A 25,559-nucleotide genomic window follows, 5' to 3' on the forward strand; every position below is an offset into this window, starting at 1 on the left:
CTGGCCGGCCAGAGGTACGTCAAGGTGTCACGGTGTCCGGCCACAGTGCCGAGCATCGGCGCGGTCACCTTGGCGTACGTTCCTCCCCCAGTGCTCTGGCCAACCAGGAGCGCAAGTGCCTTCACCTCCGGCCTGCACACCCTCGGCGTGATCGGCGCGGTCACCTGGGTCGGCGCGACGGCGCTGACCTGGCTGACGGTTCCCGGCAGGAGTTCGTGATAGCCGGTCGGATTCCTGGGTATCCCCCAGATATGGACGCTGGACTTCTGTACTTCCTGCTCGCCGGGGTCATTGTGGTGGTCGTGGTCGGCCGTGCGCTCGCCTTCAGCGGAAGGCGCTACCTGGCCCGGTCAGTGGAAGGCGGCCGGGAGCGCCAGTCGGCCGGTTCGGCCGCGACCCTGGTGTCGGTGCTCTTCCACTTGCTGACGCTCGGCCTGACCGCGCTGATCGCTGCGATTTCGTTCGGCGGCAGCGACCTGCAGGCGTTCCTGGTGCGCGTCGGTATTCTGCTGGTCCTGGTGGCACTGGCCTACTGGGGCGCGCTGACAATGCTCAACCGCAGGCGGGAGGCCGCCGTGGTGTCCGACTACACCAGCCACGTCCAGGCCGCCCGCGACCGCAGCGAGTACGAGATCAGCAACGATCCGTCCGCCAACGAGGCCGTGAAGTCACCCCTTGACGGCCCGCGTCGGCAGATCTGAGGAGACGACGCCATCCGCGCCGGTGTCGGTGCCGAACACCTTGCATGGACTCTCAGGGCGACGCACGACGGTTGCCGTTCTTTCGGTCGGCTGTGGTCGGTGTGCTCGCGGTCGCCGCGGCACTGGCGGCTGGGCATCTCGTTGCGAGTGTCCTCAATCCGAGCGCGTCGCCGTTCTTCGCCGTGGGCAGCACCGCGATCGATTTGACGCCGACGGACCTGAAGGAATTCGCGGTCCGTCAGTTCGGCACGAACGACAAGTTGGTGCTGCTCACCGGCATGGCCGTGGTGTTGCTGGTCTTCGCGGTGATCGCCGGGCTGCTCTCCCGACGCGGCCCACGGCCGGGCATGGTGCTGGCCGTCATGCTGGGCGGGCTCGGAATCGCGGCGGTGCTCGCCCGGCCGGACACGTCCTTCGTGGACATTCTGGCACCCGGGGCCAGCCTGGTCGTCGGGGCGGGCGTCTTCTATATGCTACACACCAGAGCGTCCCACAAGGACACTGTGGACACCCCAGCAGAGGGACCGAGTCGCCGCCAGTTCCTCTACACCTCCGCGGGTGTCGCAGTCGGCGTCGGCGTCGCCGGAGTGGGTGGTCAACTTATCGCCGATCGGGTGAATATTGAGGACTCACGCACAGCCGTAGGCAGCCTCGTTGCAGCCGAACAAGCGCCCGCCATTCCGTCCGACGCGGACTTCGCACAGCTGGGCACGCCAAGGTTCCTTACGTCCAACCGCGACTTCTACCGCGTCGACACGCTGCTGAACGTGCCGAGGTTGCGCGCCGAGGACTACGTGTTGCGCATCCACGGCGCCGTGGACAAGGAGCTGACGCTGCGGTTCGCGGACATCCGCCGGATGCGGCTGGTGGAACGCACGATCACGATGACCTGTGTGTCCAATGAGGTCGGTGGGCCGTACGTGTCCACATCGAACTTCATCGGCGTTCCCCTGCGCGACATCCTCGACCAGGCCGGCGTCAAACCCGGGGCCGAGCAGCTGTTCTCCACCAGTGTCGACGGGTGGACGGCGGGCACCCCGGTCGCCGACGTGCTCGACCGCGGACTGCTCGCGATCGGCATGAACGGCGAGCCGCTGCCCGCCGAGCACGGTTTCCCCGCGCGCATGGTCGTCCCAGGACTGTACGGGTTCGTGTCCGCCACCAAATGGGTGGTGGACATGGAGTTCAACAAGTTCGCCGACAAACAGGCGTACTGGCTCAAGCGCGGCTGGGGCCGGACAGCCCCGATCAAGACCCAGTGCCGGATCGACTCCCCGAACGGCTTCGCCACCGTCCGGCCCGGCAAGGTGACCGTCGCCGGGGTCGCCTGGGCGCAGCCACGAGGCATCGCCAAGGTCGAGGTTCGCGCGGACAACGGACCCTGGACACCGGCGACGCTCGCCACCGACGTCAACCCGAACACCTGGCGGATGTGGCAGGCCCAACTCGACCTCGCGCCCGGACTGCACACGGTGGAATGCCGGGCGACCGACAAGAGCGGGTACACCCAGACCGACCAGCGGGTCGCCCCGATCCCGGACGGCGCCACCGGGTGGCACTCCACCACGTTCACCAGCGGCTGAGGGCCGGCGCGGCAGCGCTGTGTGCTGATCGCCCTGCTCGTCGACGCGAACGCCGTGGTCTCGGCCGATCAGCTCGTGGACCGGGTGTGGGGGGATCGGGTGGTGCTGCGCGCGCGGGAAACGCTGCGCACCTACCTGTCACGACTGCGACAGGCGCTCGCCGCGGCCGACGGTGTCGAGATCGGCCGACGATCCGGTGGGTACGTGCTCAATGTCGACGCGATGGCGGGACCTGGTCCGCCGGGCCGTCGACTTCTACCGCACGCACGGGCACCGCACCGAAGAAGGCTATTCGATCGGCGTGTTCGCCGCCGTGCACCGAATGTCCGGCAGGCACCGCGAATCAGTCCACTGTGGAGAGGAGGCGCTTGAGATCGCCCAGGAGGTCAACCATCTCGGCCACATCGCGAACGCGCACAACGCCCTCGGCGCGACCCTGGCCGCGGCCACGAACCAAACCCTGTTGGCAGCCGAGGCACGCGCCGCCCTCGCCCGACTCTGACCGAGTGGCAGACTTCCCGGGCAACGAGCCGATAGGGGAAGTCTGTGTCGTTACGAGAGTGGCTGGACATCGAGATCGCCGGACGCCGGGAGCGGGTCGGCGGCTGCGTCGACCGGGCCAAGGAGACCACGGCCTCCCACGGCGCGTGGATCACCGTCGGGCCACGCTCGACGGCCGACGACGGGCCGTTGGCCGGGGTTCCCCTGGCGGTCAAGGACAACATCGACGTCGCGGGGCTGGCGACCACGGCGGGCAGCCCGCTGTTCGCCGACGCGGTCGCGGAGACCGACGCCGGCGTCGTCAGCGTGCTGAAGTCGGCGGGTGCCACCGTTCTGGGCAAGACCAACCTGCATGAACTGGGGTTCGGCATCACGAGCAACAACGCGACGTTCGGACCGGTCCGCCACCCGTGGCACCCGGCCCGGTCCGCCGGCGGTTCCAGTGGGGGCAGCGCGGTCGCCGTGGCGCTGGATGTCGTGCCGGTCAGCCTGGGGACCGACACCGGCGGCTCGGTCACCATCCCGGCGTCGTTCTGCGGGATCGTCGGGTTCCGCCCGTCCACCGGCCGATATCCGGGCGACGGGGTGGTGAACCTGTCGTACAGCCGGGACACCGTGGGCGTGCACGCCCGCACCGCGCGGGACGTGCGGATCATCGACGAGGTGATCACCTCGGGATCGACGCCGGGCGCGCCGGGCGAACTCGAAGGGCTGCGGATCGGCGTTCCGGCCAGCAGGTACCGCGATGTCGACCCGCGCGTGACGGAGGTCGTTCGGGCCGCGCTGGCCACCTTGACGGCCGCCGGTGCCCAACTGGTCGAGGTGGAGGTGCGGGACGACCTCACGCTGGCGGCCGAGTCGGGTGACCCCCTTGTCCTGTTCGAGTTCGCCCGGCTGTTGCGGCAACGTCTGCTGCTCACCGGATCTCCGTTGGCCGGAGCCGGACTGGCGGAAGTCGCGTCGCGCATCAGTTCGCCCGACGTGCGTGCGCTGCTCGCCGGGATGGCTTCGGCACCGGTCACCGTTGAGCGCTACACGGCCGCTCGCGACGCCCGCTGGCGGTTGCGCGAGGCGTACCGTGAGGCGTTCGAGCGCTCCGGAGCCGACGTCCTGGCCTGGCCCACGTGCCCGGTTCTGCCGCCACTGATCGGCGAGGACGACACGATCATGCTGCACGAGCGGCCCGTGCCGCTGTTCCCGACAGTCATCCGCAACACGGAACCGGGCACGGTCGCCGGCCAGCCGGCGGTGAGCCTGCCCGCCGGGACCACGGCGGACGACCTGCCGGTGGGCCTGTGCCTGGAAGGCAGGGTGTTCGACGACGAGCGGCTGTTGCGGATCGCCGTCGCCGTCGAGGACGTGCTCCCGCGGAATGATCTTCGGGCAGGATGACGCCATGGCGGTCGTTGACGAGATCCCCGGCGAAGCGACGTTCACTAGGAAGGTCACCGCCCAGCGAAGCGAGGTACTGGCCACGGCCGAGGACGAGGCCCGCAGGGCCGGCACGTTGCTGGCGGAGTGGCCAGGCGGGATCCCGGCGGGCGGCCCCGGATTCCTGTTCCTCCCCGTGGACGACGGGGACCCGGTCGAGATCGAGGTCGGGGTTCCGGCCGAGTACACGCCGGGCGGCGTGCACCCGGACCTGACCGCGGGCTTCCGGCCGTGCGGGATGGTCGTGCGGTTTCACGAGAACGAGCCCGCTGAGCAGTGGCTGGCGGACAACGGGTACGACCGCGCTGGCCGCCCTTGGGTGACGTTCCCGGACCGGGAGATCGTGTGCCCGGTCCGGCCGGTGCGGGACACGGACACGTTCGTGGGAAGGCACGGTCCCCGCAACGACCTGGAGCGGGGACGCGAGGAACTCGAGTCGTCCACGACCCAGGTCAGCCGGGTGCTGGGCCGGCTCCGGGACGGCTCCGCCACCAGCGTCCGCACGCTCGCCGGGCTGCACGAGGAGGCCATGGACGCGGCGCGGTACCAGCATCTGGTCGCCCCCGGCACGCCAGAGGTCGGCCGGTACCTGGCACTGGCGGCGCGCGCGGAGATCGCGGACAAGGTTCGGCGGACCAGCAAGGAACTGACGGTCGACCTCGACGGCCCAGTGAGCCTGACCACCGGCGAAGGGGTGGAGATCGACAACCGGTTCATCGACGCCGTCATGCTGGCGGTGGCGCTCAAGGACGAGGTGGCCCTGGACCTGGTACGCGAGTTCGCACTGGAGGAGCACCTCAAGGTCCATCAGAAGCGGCCCACGGACTTCGTGCTGCTGCAAGCCCAGGCGATGGTGGCGGTGGCACGCGACGAACCCGACGCGAAGGAAAAGCTCGCCCTGGTACTGGTGTACGCGGAATCAGCGGCTCGGTCGAACCAGGTGGGACCGTGGTACGCGCACACGCAGGTGCCCGTCTGGCGGCTGGCTCTCGGGCAGGCCGGCGCGCGGGACGCGTTGGTCGCGCATCGGACCTGGTGGGGCACGTGCCAGCCGAACCCTGGTGACCGCCAGGACCGCAGCCCGAAGGGGTACATGTCGGTGGGCGTGCTGTGTTTCGGCGACGGGACAGTGCGGTCGGAGTACCTGCCGGAGTTGTGAACCGCTATGCGGTGCCTGGCCGCGCTTGCGCTGGTGTTCGCGGCGGTGGTACTGGTCAACCTGGCACTGGCCGTACTGACCGAACGGAGTGTCGCCCAGCCATGAAGCCCGCACTGCGTCCCGTCGTGTGGAAGCCGCCGGTAGCGCCGGACAGGGCACGGCGAATGACGAGCGAGACACCGTTGCCGCCGCCGCGCGTCATGCCGATCCCCGGGCACGGCCCGGAGGACGTGGCGCTCGACGCCGACGGGACCGTCATCACCGGCGTCGACGACGGCCGGATCCTGCGGCTCAGCCCGGACGGCCGCGACATCCGGACGATCGCCGACACCGGTGGCCGCCCACTGGGCATCGAGGTGTTCCCGGACGGGCGGATCCTGGTGTGCGACGCCGAACGTGGCCTGCTCGTGATCGACGCGGACCGGGTGCACACCCTGGTCGACCAGGTCGACGGCGAACCCGTCAAGCTGTGCAACAACGCGGCTGTCGCCGCGGACGGCACGGTGTACTTCACCGACTCGTCCCGCCGGTTCAGCCTCCAGCACTGGATGGGTGACCTGCTGGAGCACTCCGGCACCGGCCGACTGCTGTGCCGGCACCCAGACGGCGCGGTCGAAGTGCTGCGGACCGGCCTACAGTTCGCCAACGGCGTCGCGCTGGCCCCTGACGAGTCCTTTGTGGCCTATGCCGAGACGGGCGCCTACCGGCTCACCCGGCGCTGGCTCACCGGCCCGAAAGCCGGTACCGACGAGGTGCTGATGGACAACCTGCCCGGCTTCCCCGACAACATCTCGCTCGGTTCCGACGGCCTGATCTGGATCGCCCTGGCCAGTTCGCGCAATCCGACGCTGGACGCGTTGCTGGGCCGTCCGCCGGTGTTGCGCAAGGTGGTCTGGGCACTGCCGAAAGCGTTGCAGCCCAAGCCGAGACGGCTCATCTGGGTGTTGGCTGTGGACGCTGATGGTCGCGTCGTCCATGATTTTCAGGGGCCTGGCACGGAGTTCTACGAGACGACCGGGGTTCGGGAGCGGGCTGGCACGGTTTATCTGGGGAGCCTTGTCGGGCGCACGGTGGCGGCTTTCGACCTTCCCCTTTGATGTGGGTGCCATTGGAACAGAATGCCCTCGCCGGGCGGGCTGATCGACCAGGAGACAGGGGAAGGGCCGCGTCCTGCCTCCCGCCCGACCTGCCAGAGGCAACCACAGGCGTCAAGAGGCCGGTTCCCGCTCGGGGTTGCTCGCCGCTTTTAGCCTCTTGACACCTGTGGTTGGGCTGCGCCCAGGTCGGCCGGGAGACAGAACGAAGCACCAGTGTGGTGCGCGGGCACGCGCCTGAGGTCAGGTGCACCTGCTGACGGAGGGGCCGGGAGCCGGGATGGGTGGCCAAAGGCCGAGCCTGGGTGGCCGGGACCAAGGCCAGGCCGATGGCCAAGGACTAAGGCCCAGTCGGTGGCCAAAGGCCGAGCTGGGCGGCCAAAGGCCGAGGCCATGCCGGTGGCCAAAGACAAAAGCCGGTCGGTGGCCAAGGACTGAAGTGCGCTGGGTGGGTCGGCGGCCAAAGACTGAAGTACGGCTGTCGGGTCGGTGGCTGAGGGCTGGAGTGCGGCTGCTGGGTGGGTCGGCCCGCCCGCCGACTCTCCCCGCCCAGCGCAACTCGCCCCTTCCCAGGTGCGGCCACGCGTTGCAGCATGTCGTTTCTTCTCACCTGAAAGTCGCTGTCGAAAATGTGATGCAACTCACGTCCGATTTGTCCGATTACCGGGTCCCCGGGGGCCGGCATGATCACGGCGCGGTTTGTACAACGACGAGGAGATACGCGCGTGGACAACGGTCAGAGTGTGGGGTCGTGGCGGGAGCTTGGTGGTTATCTGAGTACCGCTGTGGTGTTGGCGGGGGGTGTTCTCGTCGGTGCGGTTAACATCTATGTGGCGGCGAGTTTGTTGCCTACGGCGGTCAGCGATATCGGTGGTGAGCGGCTTTACGCCTGGAACATGACGGCGTTCCTCGTCGCTCAGGTGGTTGCGACCATGTTTGTGGGTCGGGTGTTGTCTCGGCGGGGCAATGTCGGGTCTTACTTGATCGGCTTCGGGGTTTTCGCCGCTGGTTCGGTGATTTGCGCGGTGAGTCCGGCGATGGCCGTGTTGCTGGTTGGGCGGGGCGTTCAGGGGTTGGGCGCTGGTTTGTTGACCGGGTTGGGGTTCGCTGTGATCCATTCGGCGTTGCCGCCTCGGTTGTGGGCGCGGGGCAGCGCTTTGATCTCCGCGATGTTCGGTGTCGGCAACTTTGTGGGGCCGGCTCTGGGTGGGTTGTTCGCGCAGTTCGGGTCGTGGCGGCTGGCGTTCGTCGTGCTGGCGGCTGTCGCGGTCGTGATCGCGGCGTTCGTGCCACGGGCGCTGCCACGAAGTGAACGGGGTGAGAGCAAGGTCCCGGTGCCTGTCGCGTCGTTGGCGCTGGTTGTCGGAGCTGTGGGCGCGGTGAGTGTCGCCGGGATCCTCTCTGACGCGGTCGCGATCGGTGCGGTCATCGCGGTGGGGTTTGCTTTGGTGGCGGCGTTCCTGGCGACTGAGCGGCGGGCCAAGGTCCGGGTCCTGCCCAGGTCGACCTACCAGGCCGGTTCGGCACTGCGGTGGGTGTACCTGACGATCGCGTTCCTCGCGTCCGGGGTCGCTGTGGAGTCGTTCCTGCCGCTGTTCAGCCAGCACATGGGTGGGCTGCCGCCGGTGGCGGCCGGATTCTTCGCCGCGGCTCTGTCGCTGGGGTGGTCGGTGAGCCAGATCGTGAGCTCCTCGGCCCGCCGGCAGCGGACGATCCGACGGCTCCAGGTCGCCGGCCCGGCCGTCCTCGCCGTTGGTCTCGCCGTGCTCGCTTTGCTGCAACACCAGGACGCGTCAACGCTTGTGGTCGTCGCCTGGCTGCCCGTGCTTCTGTTCGGTGGTACGGGAATCGGCATCGCCATGCCACACCTGTCGGTGGCCGCCATGACCAGTGCCGACGATCCGGAGGAGGGGCAGAAGGCCGCCGCCGCGATCGCGACGGTGCTGACGATGTCCACCGCCTTCGGCGCGGCGGTCGCCGGTCTGCTGGTCAACCTGGGCGGACCGGCGATGATCACCTCCGCGCGGTGCCTCCTGATCGGGTTCGCCGTCATCGCCGCCTTCGGGATCTTCACCGCGCGGCGCGCCAACCGCAGCACGCCACGTCCGGCCGCCGTCACAAGCGTCGTCGGTGAGTAATTCCCGCTCCACCCAAGGAGGTTCGATGACTGGCAGCAAGACAGGGACGTTCCCGATGGCGCGTGCGGCGGGATGCCCGTTCGACCCGGCGCCGGAACTGGCCGACGCGCCGGTTTCGCGGGTAAAGTTGTGGGACGGCAGTATGCCGTGGCTGATCACCCGGTACGCCGACGTCCGGGCGGTGTTGGCGGATCCCCGGGTCAGCGTCGACGCGACCCAGCCCGGCTTCCCGCACACCAACGCGGTGAGCAAGGCACGCGACACGCGGATGAAAACGTTGATGCAGATGGATTCGCCGGAACACGCCGCCCAACGGCGGTTGCTGACGTCGGAATTCAGGATCAGGAAGATGGACGCGCTGCGGCCCCGGATCCAGGGCATCGTCGACGGCCTCATCGACGACATGCTCGCCGGGCCGAAACCGGTGGATCTGGTGACGGCGTTCGCGTTGCCGGTCCCGTCGCTGGTGATCTGCGAACTGCTCGGCGTGCCGTACACCGACCGGGACTTCTTCCAAGGAGTGGCCCGCACGCTCGTCATGGACGAGCCCGATCCCGACCAGGCCGTGGCCGCCAGCGAGGAGTTGAACGCCTACCTGGAGGAACTCGTGGTCAAGAAGAGCACCGCGCCAGGCGACGACGTGCTCAGCAAGCTGGCCCGGACCGGCGCGATGACGCCACAAGAGATCGCGGTGATGGGCCAACTCCTCCTGGTGGCCGGGCATGACACCACCGCCGCCATGATCGCTCTGGGCACGGCCGCATTGCTGGCCAACCCGGACCAGCTTCGCGCGGTCCGCGACAGCGACGACCCCACCGACTCCGTGGAGGAACTACTGCGCTATCTGTCCATCACCCACACCGAAGCGCGCCGCGTGGCGCGCGAGGACCTGGAGATCGGCGGCCACCTCATCCGCGCCGGTGAAGGCATCATCGCGGTGAAGAGCACCGCCAACCGGGACCCCGTCGCCTTCCCGGACCCGGACGTGCTCGATGTCCACCGAAAGGCCCGCCACCACGTCGCCTTCGGCTACGGCACCCACCAGTGCCTGGGCCAACCACTGGCCAGGGTGGAGCTGCAGGTCGTCTACCGCACCCTGTACCGCCGCATCCCGACCCTGGCGCTGGCGACACCACTGGAACACCTGGAGTTCAAGGAGAACGCGGTCTTCTACACGGTGCGGGAACTGCCCGTCACCTGGTGACAGTCGACCCTGGGACGCGGTCACAGCGTCCCAGGGTCGACCATGCCGGTCTCGTAGGCCAGGATCACCAGGTGGATCCGGTCGGCCACGCCCAGCTTGGCGAGCAGGTGGCTGACGTGGCTCTTGACGCTGCTGGCCGCGACGGTCAGTGCCGCGCCGATCTCGGCGTTGGTGTAGCCGCGCGCCACCAGTGCCAGCACTTCGATCTCCCGGTTGGTGAGCCCGCGGAGCAGGTCCGCGGGCTCCACGGTGGGGCCGGGGAAGCGGTGGGCGTACCGGTCGAGCAGGCGCCGGGTCACCTGGGGCGCCAGCACCGCGTCACCGGCCGCGATCACCCTGACCGCGTGCACGACCTCCTCGGCGCCGGCGTCCTTGAGCAGGAAGCCGCTGGCACCCGCGCGCAACGCGTCCACGATGTAGTCGTCGAGATCGAACGTGGTCAGCACCAACACTTTCGTGGCGGGTGCGCGCGCGGTCAGCAGCTGGGTGACGGTGATGCCGTCCAGGTTGGGCATCCGGATGTCGACGAGCAACACGTCCGGGCACAGTCGGATCGACAGCTCGACCGCCTCCAGGCCGTCCGTCGCCTCGCCGACCAGTTCCAGGTCCGGTTCCGCGGCCAGGCACATCCGCAACGCCGATCGCATCAGCGGCTGGTCGTCGGCGGTCAGGACGGTGATGGTCATCTACCGTCTCAGCTCAGCGGGCACGGGCAGGTCGGCGGCGACCTGGAAGCCGCCGTCCGGGCCGGGGCCGACCGCGATGACGCCGCCGAGCTGGGCGGCGCGTTGCCGCATCCCGACCAGCCCGTACCCGGCGCCCGGCCACGGCCGGCCGTGGCCATGGCCTTCGTCGTGGATCCGGAGCCGCAGCCAGCCAGGGTGGTAGCCGACCACGACGCCGGCTCGGGTCGGGCCGGCGTGCTTGAGGGTGTTGGTCAGTGCCTCCTGGATGATGCGGTACGCGTGGGCCTCGACGTCGTCGGGCAACGGTCGGCGGTCGCCCAGCACGGTGAGCCGCACCGGCAGGCCGGCCTGCCCCACCCGGGTCACCAGGTCGGGCAGCTGGTCGAGCCGCGGTGGGCCGGCCGGCACCTGGTCGGTGTGCAGGCGCCCGAGCAACTCCCGCATCTCCACGAGCGCGTCCCGGCCGACTGTCTCGATGACACCGAGCGTTTCACTCGCCCCATTAGATGTTGACATACGTTTGGCCGCGCTCGCGCCGGCGACAATCACAGTGAGATGATGCGCGACGACATCGTGTAACTCGCGCGCAATATGTGTGTGCTCCCGCGTGATCGCGACCCGGACCTGAAATTCGTGCTCCCGGCGCATCTTCTCCGCCGCGTGTCGCATCGACGTGGCCTTCGCCGCCGCGCTGCGCACACAAATTGTCGACACCCAGATGGTCACGCCAAGCAATACCTGATGCCCACCCAGTAACAAGACGACGACGTTGTTCATTCTCACCCTCCCCCGAGCCTGACCACGTCTTTTCCGCCAGCAGCTGGCGCGCGCCCGAGTGCCACCATGCAACCCGTTGTTCACCCCGCGAGGCAAGGTCGTTACAGGTTACGGAACAGTGTGACCGAACTGTTGTCACCCGTATGGCCGAAGTATTCGTATCCACTTCCGGTACTGGTCCTCCATCGCGCGGCGGAGAACGAAAACAGTTCCCTGGGCGGACGAGCGGATTGGCCCGGTCCGCATAACATTCGCGCGAGACTGCCTGGAGTGGCGAATTGATCTCCGGTTCGCTTTGGGGCCGGCGAGGGGAGCACTTCGATATGTTCGCCAAACGTGCCGCGCATACCTGGAGTAGTCGATGACCCGGGCGATCGTGGCGTTGAGTTTGAAGTTCCGGGTCCTGCTGATCGGCGCCGTCGCCGCGGTCGTCGGGCTCGCCGTGGCGCAGCTGCCGAACGCGTCGACCGACGTGTTCCCCGAGTTCGGGCCACCGCAGGTGCGGATCCAGGCGGAGGCGCTCGGCCTGTCCGCCGCCGAGGTGGAACAGCTGATCACCGTCCCGATCGAGCAGGACCTGCTCAACGGGGTGGCCTGGCTGGACCAGATCCGGTCGGAGTCCGCACCCGGCCTCTCGTCGATCGACCTGACCTTCAAGGCCGGCACCGACCTGCTGCAGGCCCGCCAGGCGGTGCAGGAGCGGCTCACCCAGGCGCACGCGCTGCCGAACGTCGGCGGCGGCCCGGTCATGCTGCAGTCCACTTCGTCGACCAGCCGGGTGCTGATGATCGGGCTCAAGGCGAAGGACCTGTCCCTGATCGACCTGTCGGTGCTGGCCCGCTGGAAGATCAGGCCGAAGCTGATGGGGGTGCCCGGCGTGGCGAACGTGGCCATCTGGGGGCAGCGCGACCGTCAACTCCAGGTCCAGGTGGACTCCGCCAAGCTGCGTGACCAGGGTGTCACCTTGACTCAGGTGCTGACCACGACCGGCAACGCGTTGTGGGTGTCGTCCCTGTCCTTCGTGGAGGCTTCGACGCCAGGTACCGGCGGTTTCGTGGACATGCCTTCGCAACGGCTGTCCATCCAGCACGTGCTGCCGATCACCACGGCCAACGACCTGTCCGCGGTGACCGTCGAGGACCTGCAGGCCGGGCAGACCAAACGGCTGAGCGACGTGGCGAACGTCGTGGAGGACCACCAGCCGCTGATCGGCGACACCGTGCTGGACTCCGGCCAGGGCATTATGCTGGTGGTCGAGAAGACGCCGGACGCGGACACGGTCGCGGTGACCAAGGCCGTCGAGGACGCCATGTCCGCGCTCAAGCCGGGCCTGGGCGACGTCGAGATCGACACCACCGTGCACCGGCCGGCCACGTTCATCGCGTCCGCGCTGGACAACCTCGGCCGGTGGGCGCTGATCGGCCTGATCGGTGTCGCCGTCCTGCTCGGACTGGCGCTGTTCTCGCTGCGCGCGGCCCTGATCGGGTTCGTGGCGATCTCGTTGTCGTTGCTCACCGCGATGTACGTGCTGTACCTGCGCGGCACCACGTTCAACATGGCGGTTCTCGCCGGGTTGGTGGTCGCGCTCGGCGTGATCATCGACGACGCCGTCGGCGACGTCGTGACCATCCGGCGCAGACTCCGGGAACACCGCGACTCCGGCGATGACCGGCCGGTCTCGACGGTCGCGGCCGACGCACTGGCCGCGATCCGGGGCCCGACCTTCTACGCGACCCTGATCCTCCTGCTCGCCCCGCTGCCGTTGCTGGCCATCGACAGCGTCGCCGGCGCCTTCTGGACACCCATCGTGCTTTCGTACGCGTTCGCTGTCGCGGCGTCGACCGTAGTGGCCCTGGTGGTCACGCCGGCGCTGTCGGTGCTGTTGCTGTCCCGTGGACCGGTCCGGCGCCGGACGAATCCACTGGTGTGGCTGGCGCACAAGGTTTTCGATCGCCTGGCGCCGCTGTTCCTCCGCTGGCGCAGGAACGCGTTCATCGCCGTCGGCGTGCTCGTCCTGGCCGCGCTCGCGGTCATCCCCCAGCCGGGCAGCCAGGCGCTGGTTCCGCCGGTCCGGGACCGCAACCTGCTGGTGCGCTGGGAGTCCGTGCCCGGCACGTCACTGGCCGAGATGAGCCGGATCACCACGGCCGCCACCCAGGACCTGCGCCGGATCGCCGGCGTGCGGGACGTCGGCGCGCACATCGGCCGCGCGGTCGCCGCCGACCAGATCGTCAACGTCAACTCCGGTGAACTGTGGGTCGACCTGGCCGACTCGGCCGACTACGACGGCACCCTGGCCGCGGTCACCCGCACCATGCGCGCCTACCCGGGTCTGCACAGCGACGTGCTCACCTACGAGCAGGACCGGCTCGACCAGGCCAAGGTCGACCCGGCCGCGCTCACCGTCCGGGTCTACGGGATCGATCTCAGCACCCTCAAGGGCAAGGCCGAGGAGGTCCGGCAGGCCATCGCCGGCGTCCGTGGCGTGGTCGAGGCCAAGGTGCACGCCGAGCCGGAGGAGCCGACCCTCGAGGTCAAGGTCGACCTGGGGGCCGCCCAGCGGTACGGGATCAAACCCGGTGACGTCCGACGCGCCGCCGCCACGTTCTTCTCCGGCCTCGCCGTCGGCAGCCTGTACGAGGACCAGAAGATCTTCGACGTCGTGGTGTGGGGCGCGCCGGAGACCCGCGGGAACCCCGCCGCCCTCAACGACCTGCTGATCGACACGCCGGCCGGGGACCACGTACGGCTCGGCGACATCGCAGGCGTGCACGTCACGCCGTACCCGACGGTGATCAAGCACGACGACACGTCCCGCGCGATCGACGTCACCGCGAACGTGAACGGCCGTGACCTCACCCCGATCCTCGACGACGTACGAGATCGCGTCGGCCGGATGACCATGCCGTTGGAGTATCGCGCCGAGGTGCTCAGCGACCAGGCCGCGCGACAGGACACGACGTGGCGCGTCGCCGGGTTCGGGCTGATCGTCCTGGTCGTGATCTTCCTGCTGCTGCAGGCGGCCTTCCGCAGCTGGCGGCTGGCCACAGTGGTGTTGCTGGTGCTGCCGCTCGCCCTGGTGGGCGGTGTGGTGGCCGCCTGGCCGACCGGCGGCCTCACGTCGCTCGGCGCACTCGTCGGCCTGCTCACGGTCTTCGGCATCGCCGCACGCAACATTGTCGTGCTCGTACGGAGCTGTCAGGACGCCGAGAGCACGGAACCACGCAGCCTTGAACTGGTCACGCGGGTGACGCGAGAACGCGTCGGTCCCGTCGTCCTGACGGCCCTGACCGCGGCGGTCGCGCTCGTTCCGCTGGTGCTGTTCGGGGACGTCGCCGGGCTGGAGATCCTGCGGCCGCTCGCCGCGGTCGTCCTCGGCGGCCTGGTGACGTCCACGCTGCTGACGTTGTTCGTGGTTCCCGCGCTGTACCTGCGGTTCGCGCCCCGGGCCACATCGCCCGCGACGGCGGACGACCTTGACTGACGAACTCCCAGGAGGGGACATGCGTCACCGAATCCGTTGGGCCGCGTGCGCGGTCGCCGTCCTGGCACTGAGTGGATGCGCCGCCACCGAGGCCACGTCCGCCCCCGACGCGGCGCCGGCGAAGGTCGAACCCGTCTCCGGGTCCGAGGTCAGCAAGCTGACCCTGACTCCCGACGCGGTCAACCGGATCGGCATCAGGACCGAGCCGGCCGGACCGACCATCCCGTTGTCCGCCGTGCTGTACGACAAGGACGGCAAGACCTGGGCGTTCACCAACCCGGAGCCGGACACGTACATCCGGCAGGCGGTGACGATCGGCAAGGTGTCCGGTCAGGTGGTCACCCTGCAGTCCGGACTGCCACCCGGCACCACGGTGGTCACTGTCGGCGCGGCCGAGCTGCTCGGCACCGAGTACGGGGTCGACGGGGGCTGAACGATGACACGCCGCCGCACGCTGATGGGGTGGATCGTCGGCTCCAGCCTGAAGTTCCGTTACCTCGTGGTCGCCGCCGCGGCGGCGATGATGGCCGTCGGCGTGATCCAGATCCGGGACATGCGCGTGGACGTCTTCCCCGAGTTCGCGCCGCCCCGCGTCGAGGTGCAGACCAACTGCCTCGGACTGTCCACGGCGGACGTGGAGTCGCTGGTCACGGTCCCGCTGGAACAGGCGCTCAACGGCATTCCCGGGCTGGACGACCTGCGGTCGAAGTCGGTGCCGCAGCTGTCGTCCATCGAGATGATCTTCCAGCCGGGCACGGACGTGCTGAAGGCCCGGCAGTTGGTGGCCGAACGGCTGTCCAACGTGACGCCGAGCCTGCCGACCTGGGCCGCTCCCCCGATAATGTTGCCGCCGCTGGCGGCGACCGCGCGGGTCATGCAGATCGGGATGTCCTCGAAGGACCATTCGCTGATCTCCATGTCGATGATGGCGTACTGGACGATCCGCGCGAAGATCCTGCGCGTGCCGGGGGTCGCCAACGTGGCGATCTGGGGCGAACGGCTGCAGATGACCACCGTGCAGGTCGATCCGGGCAAGATGCAGGCGGCCGGGGTGACCCTGGACGGGGTCATGGAGGCGACCGCCGACTCGGTCGACTCGGGCCTGCTGAAGTTCTCCTCCGGCTCGGTGATCGGCACCGGCGGCGCGGTCGAGACCAGCGACCAACGCCTGGGCATCCGGCACGTCCTGCCGATCCTGACCGAGGCCGACCTCGGCCGGGCCACCGCGCAGAACAAGGACGGCCAGCCGGTGCCGCTGAACGCGGTGGCCGACGTGAAACAGGACCATCAGCCGCTGATCGGTGACGCCATCATCAACGACGGCCCCGGCCTGCTCCTGGTCGTGGAGAAACTGCCGTGGGGCGACACGCTGGACATCACCCGCGGGGTGACCGAGGCCGTCAACTCGATGCAGCCCGGCCTGCCCGGGATCGCGTTCGACACGAACGTGTTCCGACAGTCGAACTTCATCGAGACGTCGATCGACAACCTGACCCAGGCGCTGGTGCTGGGCTTCCTGCTGGTCGTGTTGATCCTGATGCTGTTCCTGTTCGAGTGGCGGGTCGCGCTGATCAGCCTGCTCACTATTCCGTTGTCGCTGATGGCGGCGATGCTGGTGCTGCACTGGCGGGGCGCGACCGTGAACACGATGACGCTGGCCGGGCTGGTGCTGGCATTGGGCGCGGTGGTGGACGACGCGATCATCGACGTGGAGAACATCCTGAGACGGCTGCGAGAACACCGGCGCGAAGGCGGCAAGCGGTCGACCGCGGCGGTGATCCTGTCCGCGTCCTTGGAAGTGCGAAGTCCGATCGTGTACGCGACGCTGATCATCGTCGCGGCCGTCATCCCAGTGTTCCTGCTGGAGGGGCTGATCGGCTCGTTCTTCGCCCCGCTCGCGGTGTCATACACGCTGGCGATCGGCGCGTCCATGGTGATCGCGTTGACGGTCACGCCCGCGCTGTGCTTGATCTTGTTGCGCCGCACCAGGGTCGAACGGCGTGAGTCGCCGATCGTCCGATGGCTGCAACGCGGTTACACCAGCCTGCTCGGCCGCATCGTGAACCGGTCACGGCGAATCTACGCGGCCACCGCGGTGATCATCCTGGCCGGCCTGCTGCTGGTGCCGTTCCTCGGCGAGTCGCTGTTCCCGCACTTCAAGGAACGGAACTTCCTGATCCACTGGGTGACCACCCCCGGCACGTCCGCGGCCGAGGAGGCGCGGATCACCACGCAGATCAGCGACGAACTGCGCGCCATCCCCGGCGTGCAGAGCTTCGGTTCGCACATCGGACAGGCGTTCCTCGGCGAGGAGGTGGCCGGTGTCAACTTCGGCGAGAACTGGATCAGCGTCGCCCCCGACGTCGACTACGACAAGACCCTGACCGCGATCGAGGACGTGGTGAAGGCGCATCCCGGCCTGTTCCACGACGTGCAGACGTACCTGAACGAACGGATCGAGGAGGTGCTCACCGGGTCGAAGGAGCCGGTCGTGATCCGGATCTACGGCCAGGACCTGCCGACCATCCGGGCGAAGGCCGCCGAGGTGCTGCACAAGCTGTCCGGCATCCCCGGGATCGTGGACGACCACACCGAGCTGCAGGTGGACCAGCCGCAGGTGCAGGTCGAGGTGGACCTGGCCAAGGCGGCCCAGGTCGGGCTCAAGCCGGGCGACGTCCGCCGGGCCGCGTCCACCCTGGTCGCGGGCGAGGAGGTCGGCGACATCTTCCGCGACGGCAAGGCGTACGACGTCGTCGTGTGGAGCACCCCGGCGACCCGGGACAACGTGCAGGCCATCAGCGAGCTGCCGATCGACACCCCGTCCGGCAAGCCGGTGCGGCTCGGGGACGTGGCGAAGGTCAGCGTGCAGCCGGTGCCGAACCTGATCGAGCGGCAGGCCGACTCGCGCCGGATCGACGTGGCGGCCAACGTGAGCGGCCGCGACCTCGGTTCGGTGACCCGCGACGTGCGGACCGCGTTGGACTCGGTCCAGTTCCCGCTCGGCTACCACGCGGAGATCCTCGGCGAGTACCAGGCGCGGCAGGCCGCGCAGAACCGGCTGTTGGAGATCGCGATCGTCGCCGGCCTGGTGATCCTCCTGCTGCTGCAGGTGTCGTTCGGCAACTGGCGGTTGGCCGTGCTGGTGTTCCTCACCTTGCCGATGGCCCTGGTCGGGGGTGTCATCGCGGCCTACATCTCCGGCGCGGTCATCTCGCTCGGGTCGTTGGTCGGGTTCTTCACCGTGTTCGGGATCGCCGCGCGCAACGGGATCCTGCTGATCAACCACAGCCAACACCTGGAAACCGTCGAAGGCGTGCCGTTCGGCCCTGGCCTCGTGCTGCGCGCCGCGCGGGAACGGCTGTCGCCGATCCTGATGACGTCGCTGGCGACCGCGCTCGCCGTGGTTCCCCTGGTCGTCCTCGGCGACCGGCCCGGCCATGAGATCGAGTACCCGCTCGCGGTGGTGATCCTGGGCGGCCTGGTCACGTCGACCCTGCTCAACCTGTTCGTCGTGCCGTCGCTCTACCTGCGGTTCGGCCGCCGGCGGCGCGCTTTGGGAGGAGACACCGATGAGCCTTCGACATAGTGTCCGAACAGGACTGGTGGGCGTCCTGCTCGCCCCGCTGCTGCTGGTCCCGGCGACCCCGGCGGCCGCCCAGGCCACCGACTGCGGTGGGCCGCTCACGTTGCACCGCAACGACTTCCCCGCGGTGCCCAAGGTCGACCACAAGTTCTTCCCGTTGGTGCCGGGCACCAAGTGGGTGCTCAAGGGCACAGTGGACGGTGCGGCGCACACTGTGGTGACGACCGTGACCGACCTGACCAAGGTGATCGACGGCGTGCCCAGCATGGTCCTGCTCGACGAGGACTTCGGGCCGCACCACGCGATCCAGGAGGCCGAACTGGCGTTCATGGCCCAGGACAAGCAGGGCGCGGTGTGGAATCTCGGTGAGTACCCGGAGGAGTACGAGAACGGCGTGTTCACCGGCGCTCCCAACGTCTGGATCTCGGGTCTCGCCAAGGCACACGCGGGCATCGGCATGCTCGCCAACCCGACCGTCGGCACCCCGGCGTACCTGCAGGGGCTCGCGCCGGCCATCGAGTTCAAGGACTGCGCCCAGGTCTTCCAGACCGGCCAGCACACCTGCGTGACCACGGGGTGTTACGACGACGTCCTCGTCACCGACGAGTTCGGCCCGCTCGATCCGGCCGGCGGACACCACCGCAAGTTCTACGCGCCCGGCGTCGGTGTCGTCCGGGTCGACGCGATCGGCGACACGCACCCGGAGATCCTGCAACTGACCAGGTTCAGGCACCTCTGCCCGGCCGGCGTCACCAGGGCCCGGGACAGGGCGCTGGCACTGGACGCGCACGGCCGCCAGGTGAGCCCGGACGTGTACGGCCGCACCCCGGCCGCGCACCAGACACTCCAGGCACCGCCCTGCTGACGCTCAACTGACTGGGTCGCCAGTGGCTCGTCGTGGTTCCAACATCGGCACCAGGAACTGACGGGCCACCGCGGCCAGCTGCTCGTTGTCGTCAAGGTCGATCAACTCGCTGGGGATCGCCAGGAACGAGGTGGACACCCGGACCATCATCTCGGCCACCAGGTCGGCGTCCAGATCGCTCGACACGTTGCCGGCACGTTGTTCGCGGCGGAGTTGGCCCGCGACGAACTGCCGCACGGTGGCGAGGGTCTGGCCGCCGTCGCTGACTATCGAGGGAACGATCAGGTCGGGCTCCGCGGCGATCAGGCCGCCGATCAAGGGGTTGCGCCGGAACGCGCGCAGTGAGCTGACAAAGCCCATCACCACCCGGTCGGCGACGGTGTCGGCCTGTTCGATGTCGATCAGGAACTGGTCGAAGTACCGCCGGAACTCCCGCCGCACCACGTCTTCGACCAACGCGTCCTTCGTGGTGAACCGCCGGTAGACGGTGATCCGGGACACCCCGGCCCTGCGGGCCACATCCTCCATTGTGGACCGTCGGAGACCCATCCGGCAGAACTGTTCGTACGCCGCGTCGAGTACCCGCGTGCGGACCGGGTCCATGTCGTCGACTTGTTCGACAGCGTCGATGTACGCGCGCTCCAGCAACGACTCCGGGCCCGGCCCCATGAGTACCGGCAGTGTCGGTTCCACGGCCACCTCCTCCAGGCGACTGATTCTGCCGCCATCGCCATCGGCTGTCACGACGGGTCTTGTGATGACCACCACGGTGTGCTGTGATGGATGATACACGGTTCCATGTCCTGTATCAGCATATCAAAAATGCTTTCGGCCAAGGAGGATCGTCGGCATGGACAAGCTCAGCAGGCGCAACGTGTTGATGGCGGGTGGCGCGTTGGCCGCGACCGGAGCGCTGAGTTTCGCGGCGCCCGCGCAGGCGTGGACGTGGTCGGCCAAGGGGTCGGTGGCGGGCACGGGGGCGGGCACCGACCCACGGTGGGTCTGGGACGAGCAGGCCGACCCGCTGGTCGCCTCGCTGCTCGACCGGGGTGACGTGCCCAGGGTCAACGAACTGCTGCGGACCTGGACCAAGAACGGCCAGCCGTTGCCGGCTGGGCTGCCGGCGGACCTGCGGGACTTCATGGAGCAGGCCAGGCAGCTGCCGTCCTGGGTCGACCGCGGCAAGCTGGCCACCGCCTACGACTTCAACGAGAAACGCGGTCTCTACCTCGGCGTGTTGTACGGCCTGGCCAGCGGAATGATGAGCACGGCCATCCCCAAGGAGGCGCGCGCGGTCTACTACTCCAAGGGCGGCGCCGACATGAAGGACCGCATCTCCAAGACCGCCAAACTCGGGTACGACATCGGCACGCGCAACGCCTTCGACCCTGACGGCGAAATGATCGTGACCTGCGTGAAGACCCGGCTGGTGCACGCGGCTGTCCGGCACCTGCTGCCGCAGTCACCGGGCTGGGAGGCGGTCGCCGACGAGCAGATCCCGATCAGCCAGGCGGCCATGATGGTCACCTGGCACAGCCTGCCCACGACCGTCATGCAGAAGCTGGTCGCGTGGCGGGTGCCGATCCCGGCCGCCGAGTCCGCGGCCTTCTTGCATTCGTGGCAGGTGGGCGGGCACATGCTGGGCATCAAGGACGAGTACATCCCCGCGACCTGGGACGCGGCCAACTCCCAGGCCAAACAGGTCCTTGACCCGGTGCTGGCGCCGACCCCGGAGGGCATCGCGCTGGCCGACATCCTCCTCGGCCTCGGATCTGTGGTCGACGGCGGTGTGCTCAGCAAGCCCATCCTCGGCTCGTTCACGCGGTTCCTGCTCGGCGACCGGATCGCCGACTGGCTGCGGATCCCCCGCGAGCCGATCTGGGACCCGCTGCTGAAAACGGCGTGGGGGCCGTTCATCGCGTTCCGCGAAGGCCTTCTGCCCTTCCCCGGCGCACCGCAGGCCTATTGGCTTTTCGACGAATTCCTCCGTAAATCGATGCTGCTGTTCCTGTCCGAAGCGCGGCCGATCAGCATCGAGATCCCGCAGGCCAACCGACCGTCCTGACGCCGGCGACCACCACTCGACGAGGAGTACCAGGTATGGCAGAGCTCAGCAGGCGCAAGATGTTGATCTCGGGCGGGGCGTTGGGGGCGCTCAGCGCGCTGGGCATGGCGTCCCCGGCTTGGGCGTGGGCGCCGAGCGGTTCGATCGCGGGGTCCGGCGCCGGGGCCGACCCGCGCTGGGTCTGGGACGAGGAGGCCGACCCGTTGGTGGCCTCGCTGCTCGACCGCGGCGCCGTGCCCGAGGCCAACCGTCTACTGTGGAACTGGAACCGCAACGACCAGCCCTTGCCCGACGGCCTGCCGGACGATCTGCGGGCGTTCATCGAGAAAGCACGTCAACTGCCGTCGTGGGCGGACAAGGGCAAGCTGACCACCGCGGCCGAGTTCAACAAGTCCAGGGGCCTGTACCTCAACCTGCTCAACGGCGTCGGTGGCGGCATGCTCAGCACCGCCATTCCCAAGGAGGCCCGCGCGGTCTACTACTCCAAGGGCGGCGCGAACATGGAAGACCGCGTCGCCAAGACCAGCATCCTCGGCTTCGCCGTCGGGGCCTTGAACGCGTACCAGCCAGACGGCTCCTGTGTGGTCAACGCCGTGAAGACCCGGCTGGTGCATGCGGCGGTACGACACCTGCTGCCACAGTCCCCCAACTGGACCGGCGAAGTTCCGATCAGCCAGAACGACATGCTGGTCACCTGGCACACCTTGCCGACCTTCGCGATGCGCAAGATGCGCGAGTGGCAGGTCCCGATCACTACCGCCCAGTCCGACGCGTACCTGCATGTGTGGCAGGTGACCGCGCACATGCTGGGTATCCGGGACGAGTACATCCCCGCCACCTGGACCGCCGCCAATTCGCAGTCGGACCAGGTGATGCCACCGGCGATGGGGCCGACCCGGGAAGGCGTTGAGCTGACCGAGATTCTGTTGGGCCAGCTCGCCGAACAGACCAGCCCCGGCAGCATCGGCCGGCCGCTGTGCAACGCGCTCGCCCGGTACCTGGTCGGCACGCAGGTGGCCGACTGGGACGGCATCCGCCGCGAGCCGGTGTGGGACCCGCTGATCGCCAACACCTGGCCGATCCTGGTGCGGTTCCGGGAAGGTCTCATTCCGTTGCCGCTGGTCCCCCCGGTCGCCTGGACCATCGACGAGGCCCTGCGCCAGTACATCCTGTTCTATCTCACCAAGGGCAAGCAGACCAAGATCGAGATCCCCACGATCAACCGTCCCAGCTGATGGGCGTCGACCGGCGGCGGTTCCTCGGGTACGTCCTGGCGGCGCCGACCCTCCTCACCGCCGCCGAACTCGAAGTGCCGCCGACCGCCCACGCCCAGCTGCCTTCGCCGGACATCACGCAGATCCTCGATCTCAACGACATGATGACCGTGGCGGCCTTGCCGACTTCGGGTCTGATCACGGTCGGGGTCGACCAGGACGGCACGGTGTCGTTCGCGCTGCCTCGCGCCGAGGTGGGGCAGGGCATCACCACGTCGACGGCCATGCTGATCGCCGAGGAACTGGCCGTGCCGCTGGACCGGGTGCGAGTCACGCTCGCCGACGCCCGGCCGGAGCTGCTGTTCAACCAGCTCACCGGCGGCTCGAACACGACCATCGCGACCTACACCCCGATCCGGGTCGCCGCGGCCGTCGCCCGGCGTCGGCTGCTCGACGCCGCGGCGACCGAACTCGGCGTGGCGGTCACCGACCTGACGCTGAAAGCCGGGGTGATCACCGATCGCTCCGGCCACCGTATCGAGATCGGTGCTCTCGCCACGAAGGCCGCGAGCACACGAACCCGGCAGATGCCCGTCGAGCTCACGGCACGCCCGAACTTCACCGTCATCGGCAAGCCGCACAACCGGATCGACGCGCTGGACGCGGTGACCGGGCGCAAGAAGTTCGCGATGGACCTCGACATCCCGGACGCGAAGCCAACCATGGTGTGCCGTCCACCGACCATCAACGGCAAGGTCGGCTCGGTCGCCAACCTCAACGAAGTCCGTGCCCTGCCGGGAGTTACGGACGTTGTGGTGATCTCCACTGGAGTGGCGGTACGCGCGGACACATTCGGCCAGTGCATCGACGCCGTACGTGCTCTGCGCGTCTCCTGGAAACCCGGTACCGCGGAAGGGAAATCCGACTCGTCGGTGCTCCGGGAGCTGGCCGCCGCGGAACTGCCGCTCGGGCTCAAGCCGCCGTTCACCCAGACCGTGGAAGGCAGGTTCACGTTCCACTTCCGCAGCAACAGCGCGCTGGAACCGAACTGCGCGGTCGCCGACGTCCGGCCTGACCGCGCCTCGGTCTGGGCGGCGCTGAAGTCGCCGATCGTGGCCCAGCAGACCATCGCCGCCAAGCTCGGGCTGCCGCTCGGCGCGGTCACCGTGCACGTCACCGAAGGCGGCGGTTCGTTCGGGCGCAAGCTGTTCTTCGACGCCGCACTGGAAGCCGTGGAGGTGTCCCAGAAGGTCGGCAAACCCGTCAAACTGATGTGGCACCGCGCCGACGACGCCCGCCAGGGACGCGCCCACCCGATGGCCACCTCACGGGTCCGCGCCGCGTACATCAGCGGCACCGTGCTCACGTACGACCAGCGACACACCAGCGTCGCCACCGACCTCAGCCACGGGCTCGGCGAGATCATCACCGCCATGGCCGCCCGGCTGCCAGTGGGCGACATCGGCTTCTCGGAGACGTTCTTCCAACTGTCCCAGACGATGTCCTACAACTTCGGCCTCGCCACCCGGCTGCTGAGCGAAACCGACAAGGGCTTCAACACCGGCAGCATGCGCAACGTCTACTCCCCCGACGTCACCTGCGCCCGTGAGCTCATCGTCGACCAGCTCGCCGCGCGGATGGGCAAGGACCCGTACCAGTTCCGGCACGACTACCTCCGCGACGACCGCTCACGCGCTGTGTTGCAGAAGGTCGCGGAGGTCGGCAACTGGGGCCGTCCAATGCCCGCCGGCACCGCACAGGGTGTCGCCTTCCACGCCGAGTACAAGGCCGTCAGCGCGGCCCTGGTGGAGATCGACTGCCGGCCCGAGACCGTCAACCGGCCCATTCCGAACGGCGTGGCCGGACCACGGGTCACCAAGGCCGTGTTCGCCGTCGACGTCGGCCTGGCCGTCAACCCGCGCGGTCTGGAGGCGCAGATGATGGGCGGCATCATGGACGGCATCGCCCAGGCGTTGACCTCAAGCCTGCACCTGCGCGACGGGTACTTCCTGGAAGCGAGCTGGGACAACTACTTCTACACCCGGCAGTGGAACACCCCACCGGAACTCCAGATCATCGTGATGCCCAACACCTCGGAGAACCCCGGCGGCGCGGGCGAACTGGGCGTCGCCGCTTCGATGGCCGCAGTCGCCTGCGCGTACGGCCGCGCGACCGGAACGATGCCCACCAGCTTCCCGATCAACCACGGCACACTCTCCTTCGACCCCAAGCCGACTGTCCCGCCCGTCCCACCCTCCCCGACCGACGGCCTGAACCGAGGAGCTCCCGGTGCCTGAGCACACTTTCCGCGTCAACGGCGAGCCGGTCACCGTCAACGTCGCCGACAACGTGCGACTGTTGTGGGTGTTGCGGGACATCCTCGGCATCACCGGACCGAAGTACGGCTGCGGCATCAACGTCTGCAAGGCATGCACGAGTTTCGTCAACGGCCAGGCGGTCAACCCCTGCGCGATCCCAGTCGGCGACCTGCGGCCGACCGACGAAGTCACCACCATCGAAGGACTTCCGGCCACGGTCGGCAAAGACCTGCACCCGATGCAACAGGCGTGGCTCGACCACGACGTCGCCCAGTGCGGCTACTGCCAGCCCGGCCAGATCATGGCCGCCGTGGCACTGGTCCGCCGAGTCGCCGCCGAAGGCCGCGAGATCACCAACGCCGACCTCGACGGCCTCCGCAACATCTGCCGCTGCGGCACGTACTTCCGGATCCGCGAAGCCATCACAGCCGGCGCCCGGAACATGGTTTAGAGCCCACCCAACCCGGGAGGACGGGTTTGGTGGCCGAGGACTGAGGCCGGACTGGTGGCCGAGGCCGGGCGTGCGGCCGGCTGAGCCACGTGGGCCGGCTTCGAGAGCCTACCCCACGGACCACGAACACCCCCAGCCACGGAACCGGGCGTATCCCCGTCTCCAGGCGCGTGCCCGCGCCGCAGACCTCTGCTTCGTTCTGTCTCCCGGCCGACCTGTGCTTCGCAAACCATGGGTGTCAAGGGGACTGAAAGCGGAACCCAACGCCGAGCGGCGAAGGTCCCCTTGACGCCCATGGTTCCCCT

At 68.7% G+C, this 25,559-nt stretch carries 20 protein-coding genes and 1 pseudogene; 18 read left to right on the forward strand and 3 right to left on the reverse strand.

Annotated features, from left to right (window positions below):
• Positions 1–24: 24 nt before the first annotated feature.
• From EV192_RS36525 to EV192_RS36565, 10 genes and pseudogenes are all read left to right on the forward strand, one after another.
• Positions 25–219 carry a hypothetical protein gene (locus EV192_RS36525; protein ID WP_132123193.1) on the forward strand — a complete coding sequence of 65 codons (195 nt, stop codon included), beginning with the start codon at positions 25–27 and terminating at the stop codon, positions 217–219.
• A gap of 32 nt (positions 220–251) precedes the next feature.
• Positions 252–701 (forward strand): hypothetical protein, encoded by a 450-nt coding sequence (locus EV192_RS36530; protein ID WP_132123194.1) that lies wholly within the window; start codon positions 252–254, stop codon positions 699–701.
• Positions 702–745: 44 nt separating this feature from the next.
• Complete coding sequence (locus tag EV192_RS36535) at positions 746–2,284, forward strand: molybdopterin-dependent oxidoreductase (RefSeq protein WP_132123195.1); 1,539 nt, start codon at positions 746–748, stop codon at positions 2,282–2,284.
• 21 nt (positions 2,285–2,305) lie between these two features.
• Positions 2,306–2,479: pseudogene (locus tag EV192_RS56985) on the forward strand (winged helix-turn-helix domain-containing protein); the annotation flags it as partial.
• Positions 2,480–2,495: 16 nt separating this feature from the next.
• Entirely contained in the window at positions 2,496–2,786 is a 291-nt protein-coding gene (locus EV192_RS56325) for a hypothetical protein (protein ID WP_243727330.1), read from the forward strand.
• Between the two features lie 44 nt (positions 2,787–2,830).
• On the forward strand, positions 2,831–4,177 hold the full coding sequence (locus EV192_RS36545; RefSeq protein ID WP_132123197.1) for an amidase family protein: 1,347 nt from the start codon (positions 2,831–2,833) through the stop codon (positions 4,175–4,177).
• A 4-nt stretch (positions 4,178–4,181) separates the two neighbouring features.
• Positions 4,182–5,375, forward strand: coding sequence for a hypothetical protein (locus tag EV192_RS36550; protein WP_132123198.1), 1,194 nt, complete (start codon positions 4,182–4,184; stop codon positions 5,373–5,375).
• 164 nt (positions 5,376–5,539) lie between these two features.
• A complete protein-coding gene (locus EV192_RS36555) occupies positions 5,540–6,472 on the forward strand; it encodes an SMP-30/gluconolactonase/LRE family protein (RefSeq protein ID WP_207926443.1) in 933 nt (310 codons plus the stop codon).
• 680 nt (positions 6,473–7,152) lie between these two features.
• Positions 7,153–8,607 carry an MFS transporter gene (locus EV192_RS36560; protein WP_132123200.1) on the forward strand — a complete coding sequence of 485 codons (1,455 nt, stop codon included), beginning with the start codon at positions 7,153–7,155 and terminating at the stop codon, positions 8,605–8,607.
• A 25-nt stretch (positions 8,608–8,632) separates the two neighbouring features.
• Complete coding sequence (locus EV192_RS36565) at positions 8,633–9,811, forward strand: cytochrome P450 (RefSeq protein ID WP_132123201.1); 1,179 nt, start codon at positions 8,633–8,635, stop codon at positions 9,809–9,811.
• 20 nt (positions 9,812–9,831) lie between these two features.
• On the opposite strand, the gene EV192_RS36570 is transcribed toward EV192_RS36565, so the two are convergent.
• Complete coding sequence (locus EV192_RS36570; protein ID WP_132123202.1) at positions 9,832–10,497, reverse strand: response regulator; 666 nt, start codon at positions 10,495–10,497, stop codon at positions 9,832–9,834.
• A complete protein-coding gene (locus EV192_RS36575) occupies positions 10,498–11,274 on the reverse strand; it encodes a sensor histidine kinase (RefSeq protein WP_132123203.1) in 777 nt (258 codons plus the stop codon).
• A gap of 361 nt (positions 11,275–11,635) precedes the next feature.
• Here EV192_RS36575 and EV192_RS36580 point away from each other — a divergent pair, with 361 nt between their 5' ends.
• From EV192_RS36580 to EV192_RS36595, 4 genes are read left to right on the forward strand one after another with little or no spacing between them, the layout of a single operon-like run.
• Positions 11,636–14,758 carry an efflux RND transporter permease subunit gene (locus EV192_RS36580; protein ID WP_132123204.1) on the forward strand — a complete coding sequence of 1,041 codons (3,123 nt, stop codon included), beginning with the start codon at positions 11,636–11,638 and terminating at the stop codon, positions 14,756–14,758.
• Positions 14,759–14,777: 19 nt separating this feature from the next.
• Positions 14,778–15,191, forward strand: coding sequence for an efflux RND transporter periplasmic adaptor subunit (locus EV192_RS36585; protein WP_132123205.1), 414 nt, complete (start codon positions 14,778–14,780; stop codon positions 15,189–15,191).
• Positions 15,192–15,194: 3 nt separating this feature from the next.
• Positions 15,195–18,344 (forward strand): efflux RND transporter permease subunit, encoded by a 3,150-nt coding sequence (locus tag EV192_RS36590; protein ID WP_243727304.1) that lies wholly within the window; start codon positions 15,195–15,197, stop codon positions 18,342–18,344.
• Positions 18,328–19,206 carry a hypothetical protein gene (locus EV192_RS36595; RefSeq protein ID WP_207926447.1) on the forward strand — a complete coding sequence of 293 codons (879 nt, stop codon included), beginning with the start codon at positions 18,328–18,330 and terminating at the stop codon, positions 19,204–19,206. The genes EV192_RS36590 and EV192_RS36595 overlap by 17 nt, the downstream gene beginning before the upstream one ends.
• A 3-nt stretch (positions 19,207–19,209) precedes the next feature.
• Here EV192_RS36595 and EV192_RS36600 read toward each other — a convergent pair whose 3' ends face one another.
• Positions 19,210–19,899, reverse strand: coding sequence for a TetR/AcrR family transcriptional regulator (locus tag EV192_RS36600; RefSeq protein ID WP_424923416.1), 690 nt, complete (start codon positions 19,897–19,899; stop codon positions 19,210–19,212).
• A 157-nt stretch (positions 19,900–20,056) separates the two neighbouring features.
• Between EV192_RS36600 and EV192_RS36605 the strand changes: the two genes are divergently transcribed.
• From EV192_RS36605 to EV192_RS36620, 4 genes are read left to right on the forward strand one after another with little or no spacing between them, the layout of a single operon-like run.
• Positions 20,057–21,271, forward strand: a complete 1,215-nt coding sequence (locus EV192_RS36605) for an oxygenase MpaB family protein (protein WP_132123206.1) — start codon at positions 20,057–20,059, stop codon at positions 21,269–21,271.
• Between the two features lie 35 nt (positions 21,272–21,306).
• Positions 21,307–22,506 carry an oxygenase MpaB family protein gene (locus EV192_RS36610; RefSeq protein ID WP_132123207.1) on the forward strand — a complete coding sequence of 400 codons (1,200 nt, stop codon included), beginning with the start codon at positions 21,307–21,309 and terminating at the stop codon, positions 22,504–22,506.
• On the forward strand, positions 22,506–24,782 hold the full coding sequence (locus tag EV192_RS36615; RefSeq protein WP_132123208.1) for a molybdopterin cofactor-binding domain-containing protein: 2,277 nt from the start codon (positions 22,506–22,508) through the stop codon (positions 24,780–24,782). Before EV192_RS36610 ends, EV192_RS36615 begins: the two co-directional genes overlap by 1 nt.
• A complete protein-coding gene (locus EV192_RS36620; RefSeq protein WP_132123209.1) occupies positions 24,775–25,254 on the forward strand; it encodes a (2Fe-2S)-binding protein in 480 nt (159 codons plus the stop codon). Before EV192_RS36615 ends, EV192_RS36620 begins: the two co-directional genes overlap by 8 nt.
• The last annotated feature ends 305 nt before the right edge of the window (positions 25,255–25,559 follow it).

Source organism: Actinocrispum wychmicini (assembly GCF_004345645.1).
In the GTDB taxonomy this organism is placed as follows: Bacteria; Actinomycetota; Actinomycetes; order Mycobacteriales; family Pseudonocardiaceae; genus Kibdelosporangium; species Kibdelosporangium wychmicini.

Coding starts and splice junctions, on each gene's coding strand:
- EV192_RS36530 (WP_132123194.1), top strand. CDS start 252: ATGGACGCTGGACTTCTGTACTTCCTGCTCGCCGGGGTCATTGTGGTG.
- EV192_RS36535 (WP_132123195.1), top strand. CDS start 746: ATGGACTCTCAGGGCGACGCACGACGGTTGCCGTTCTTTCGGTCGGCT.
- EV192_RS56325 (WP_243727330.1), top strand. CDS start 2,496: ATGTCGACGCGATGGCGGGACCTGGTCCGCCGGGCCGTCGACTTCTAC.
- EV192_RS36550 (WP_132123198.1), top strand. CDS start 4,182: ATGGCGGTCGTTGACGAGATCCCCGGCGAAGCGACGTTCACTAGGAAG.
- EV192_RS36555 (WP_207926443.1), top strand. CDS start 5,540: ATGACGAGCGAGACACCGTTGCCGCCGCCGCGCGTCATGCCGATCCCC.
- EV192_RS36560 (WP_132123200.1), top strand. CDS start 7,153: ATGATCACGGCGCGGTTTGTACAACGACGAGGAGATACGCGCGTGGAC.
- EV192_RS36565 (WP_132123201.1), top strand. CDS start 8,633: ATGACTGGCAGCAAGACAGGGACGTTCCCGATGGCGCGTGCGGCGGGA.
- EV192_RS36570 (WP_132123202.1), bottom strand. CDS start 10,497: ATGACCATCACCGTCCTGACCGCCGACGACCAGCCGCTGATGCGATCG.
- EV192_RS36575 (WP_132123203.1), bottom strand. CDS start 11,274: ATGAACAACGTCGTCGTCTTGTTACTGGGTGGGCATCAGGTATTGCTT.
- EV192_RS36580 (WP_132123204.1), top strand. CDS start 11,636: ATGACCCGGGCGATCGTGGCGTTGAGTTTGAAGTTCCGGGTCCTGCTG.
- EV192_RS36585 (WP_132123205.1), top strand. CDS start 14,778: ATGCGTCACCGAATCCGTTGGGCCGCGTGCGCGGTCGCCGTCCTGGCA.
- EV192_RS36590 (WP_243727304.1), top strand. CDS start 15,195: ATGACACGCCGCCGCACGCTGATGGGGTGGATCGTCGGCTCCAGCCTG.
- EV192_RS36595 (WP_207926447.1), top strand. CDS start 18,328: ATGAGCCTTCGACATAGTGTCCGAACAGGACTGGTGGGCGTCCTGCTC.
- EV192_RS36605 (WP_132123206.1), top strand. CDS start 20,057: ATGGACAAGCTCAGCAGGCGCAACGTGTTGATGGCGGGTGGCGCGTTG.
- EV192_RS36610 (WP_132123207.1), top strand. CDS start 21,307: ATGGCAGAGCTCAGCAGGCGCAAGATGTTGATCTCGGGCGGGGCGTTG.
- EV192_RS36615 (WP_132123208.1), top strand. CDS start 22,506: ATGGGCGTCGACCGGCGGCGGTTCCTCGGGTACGTCCTGGCGGCGCCG.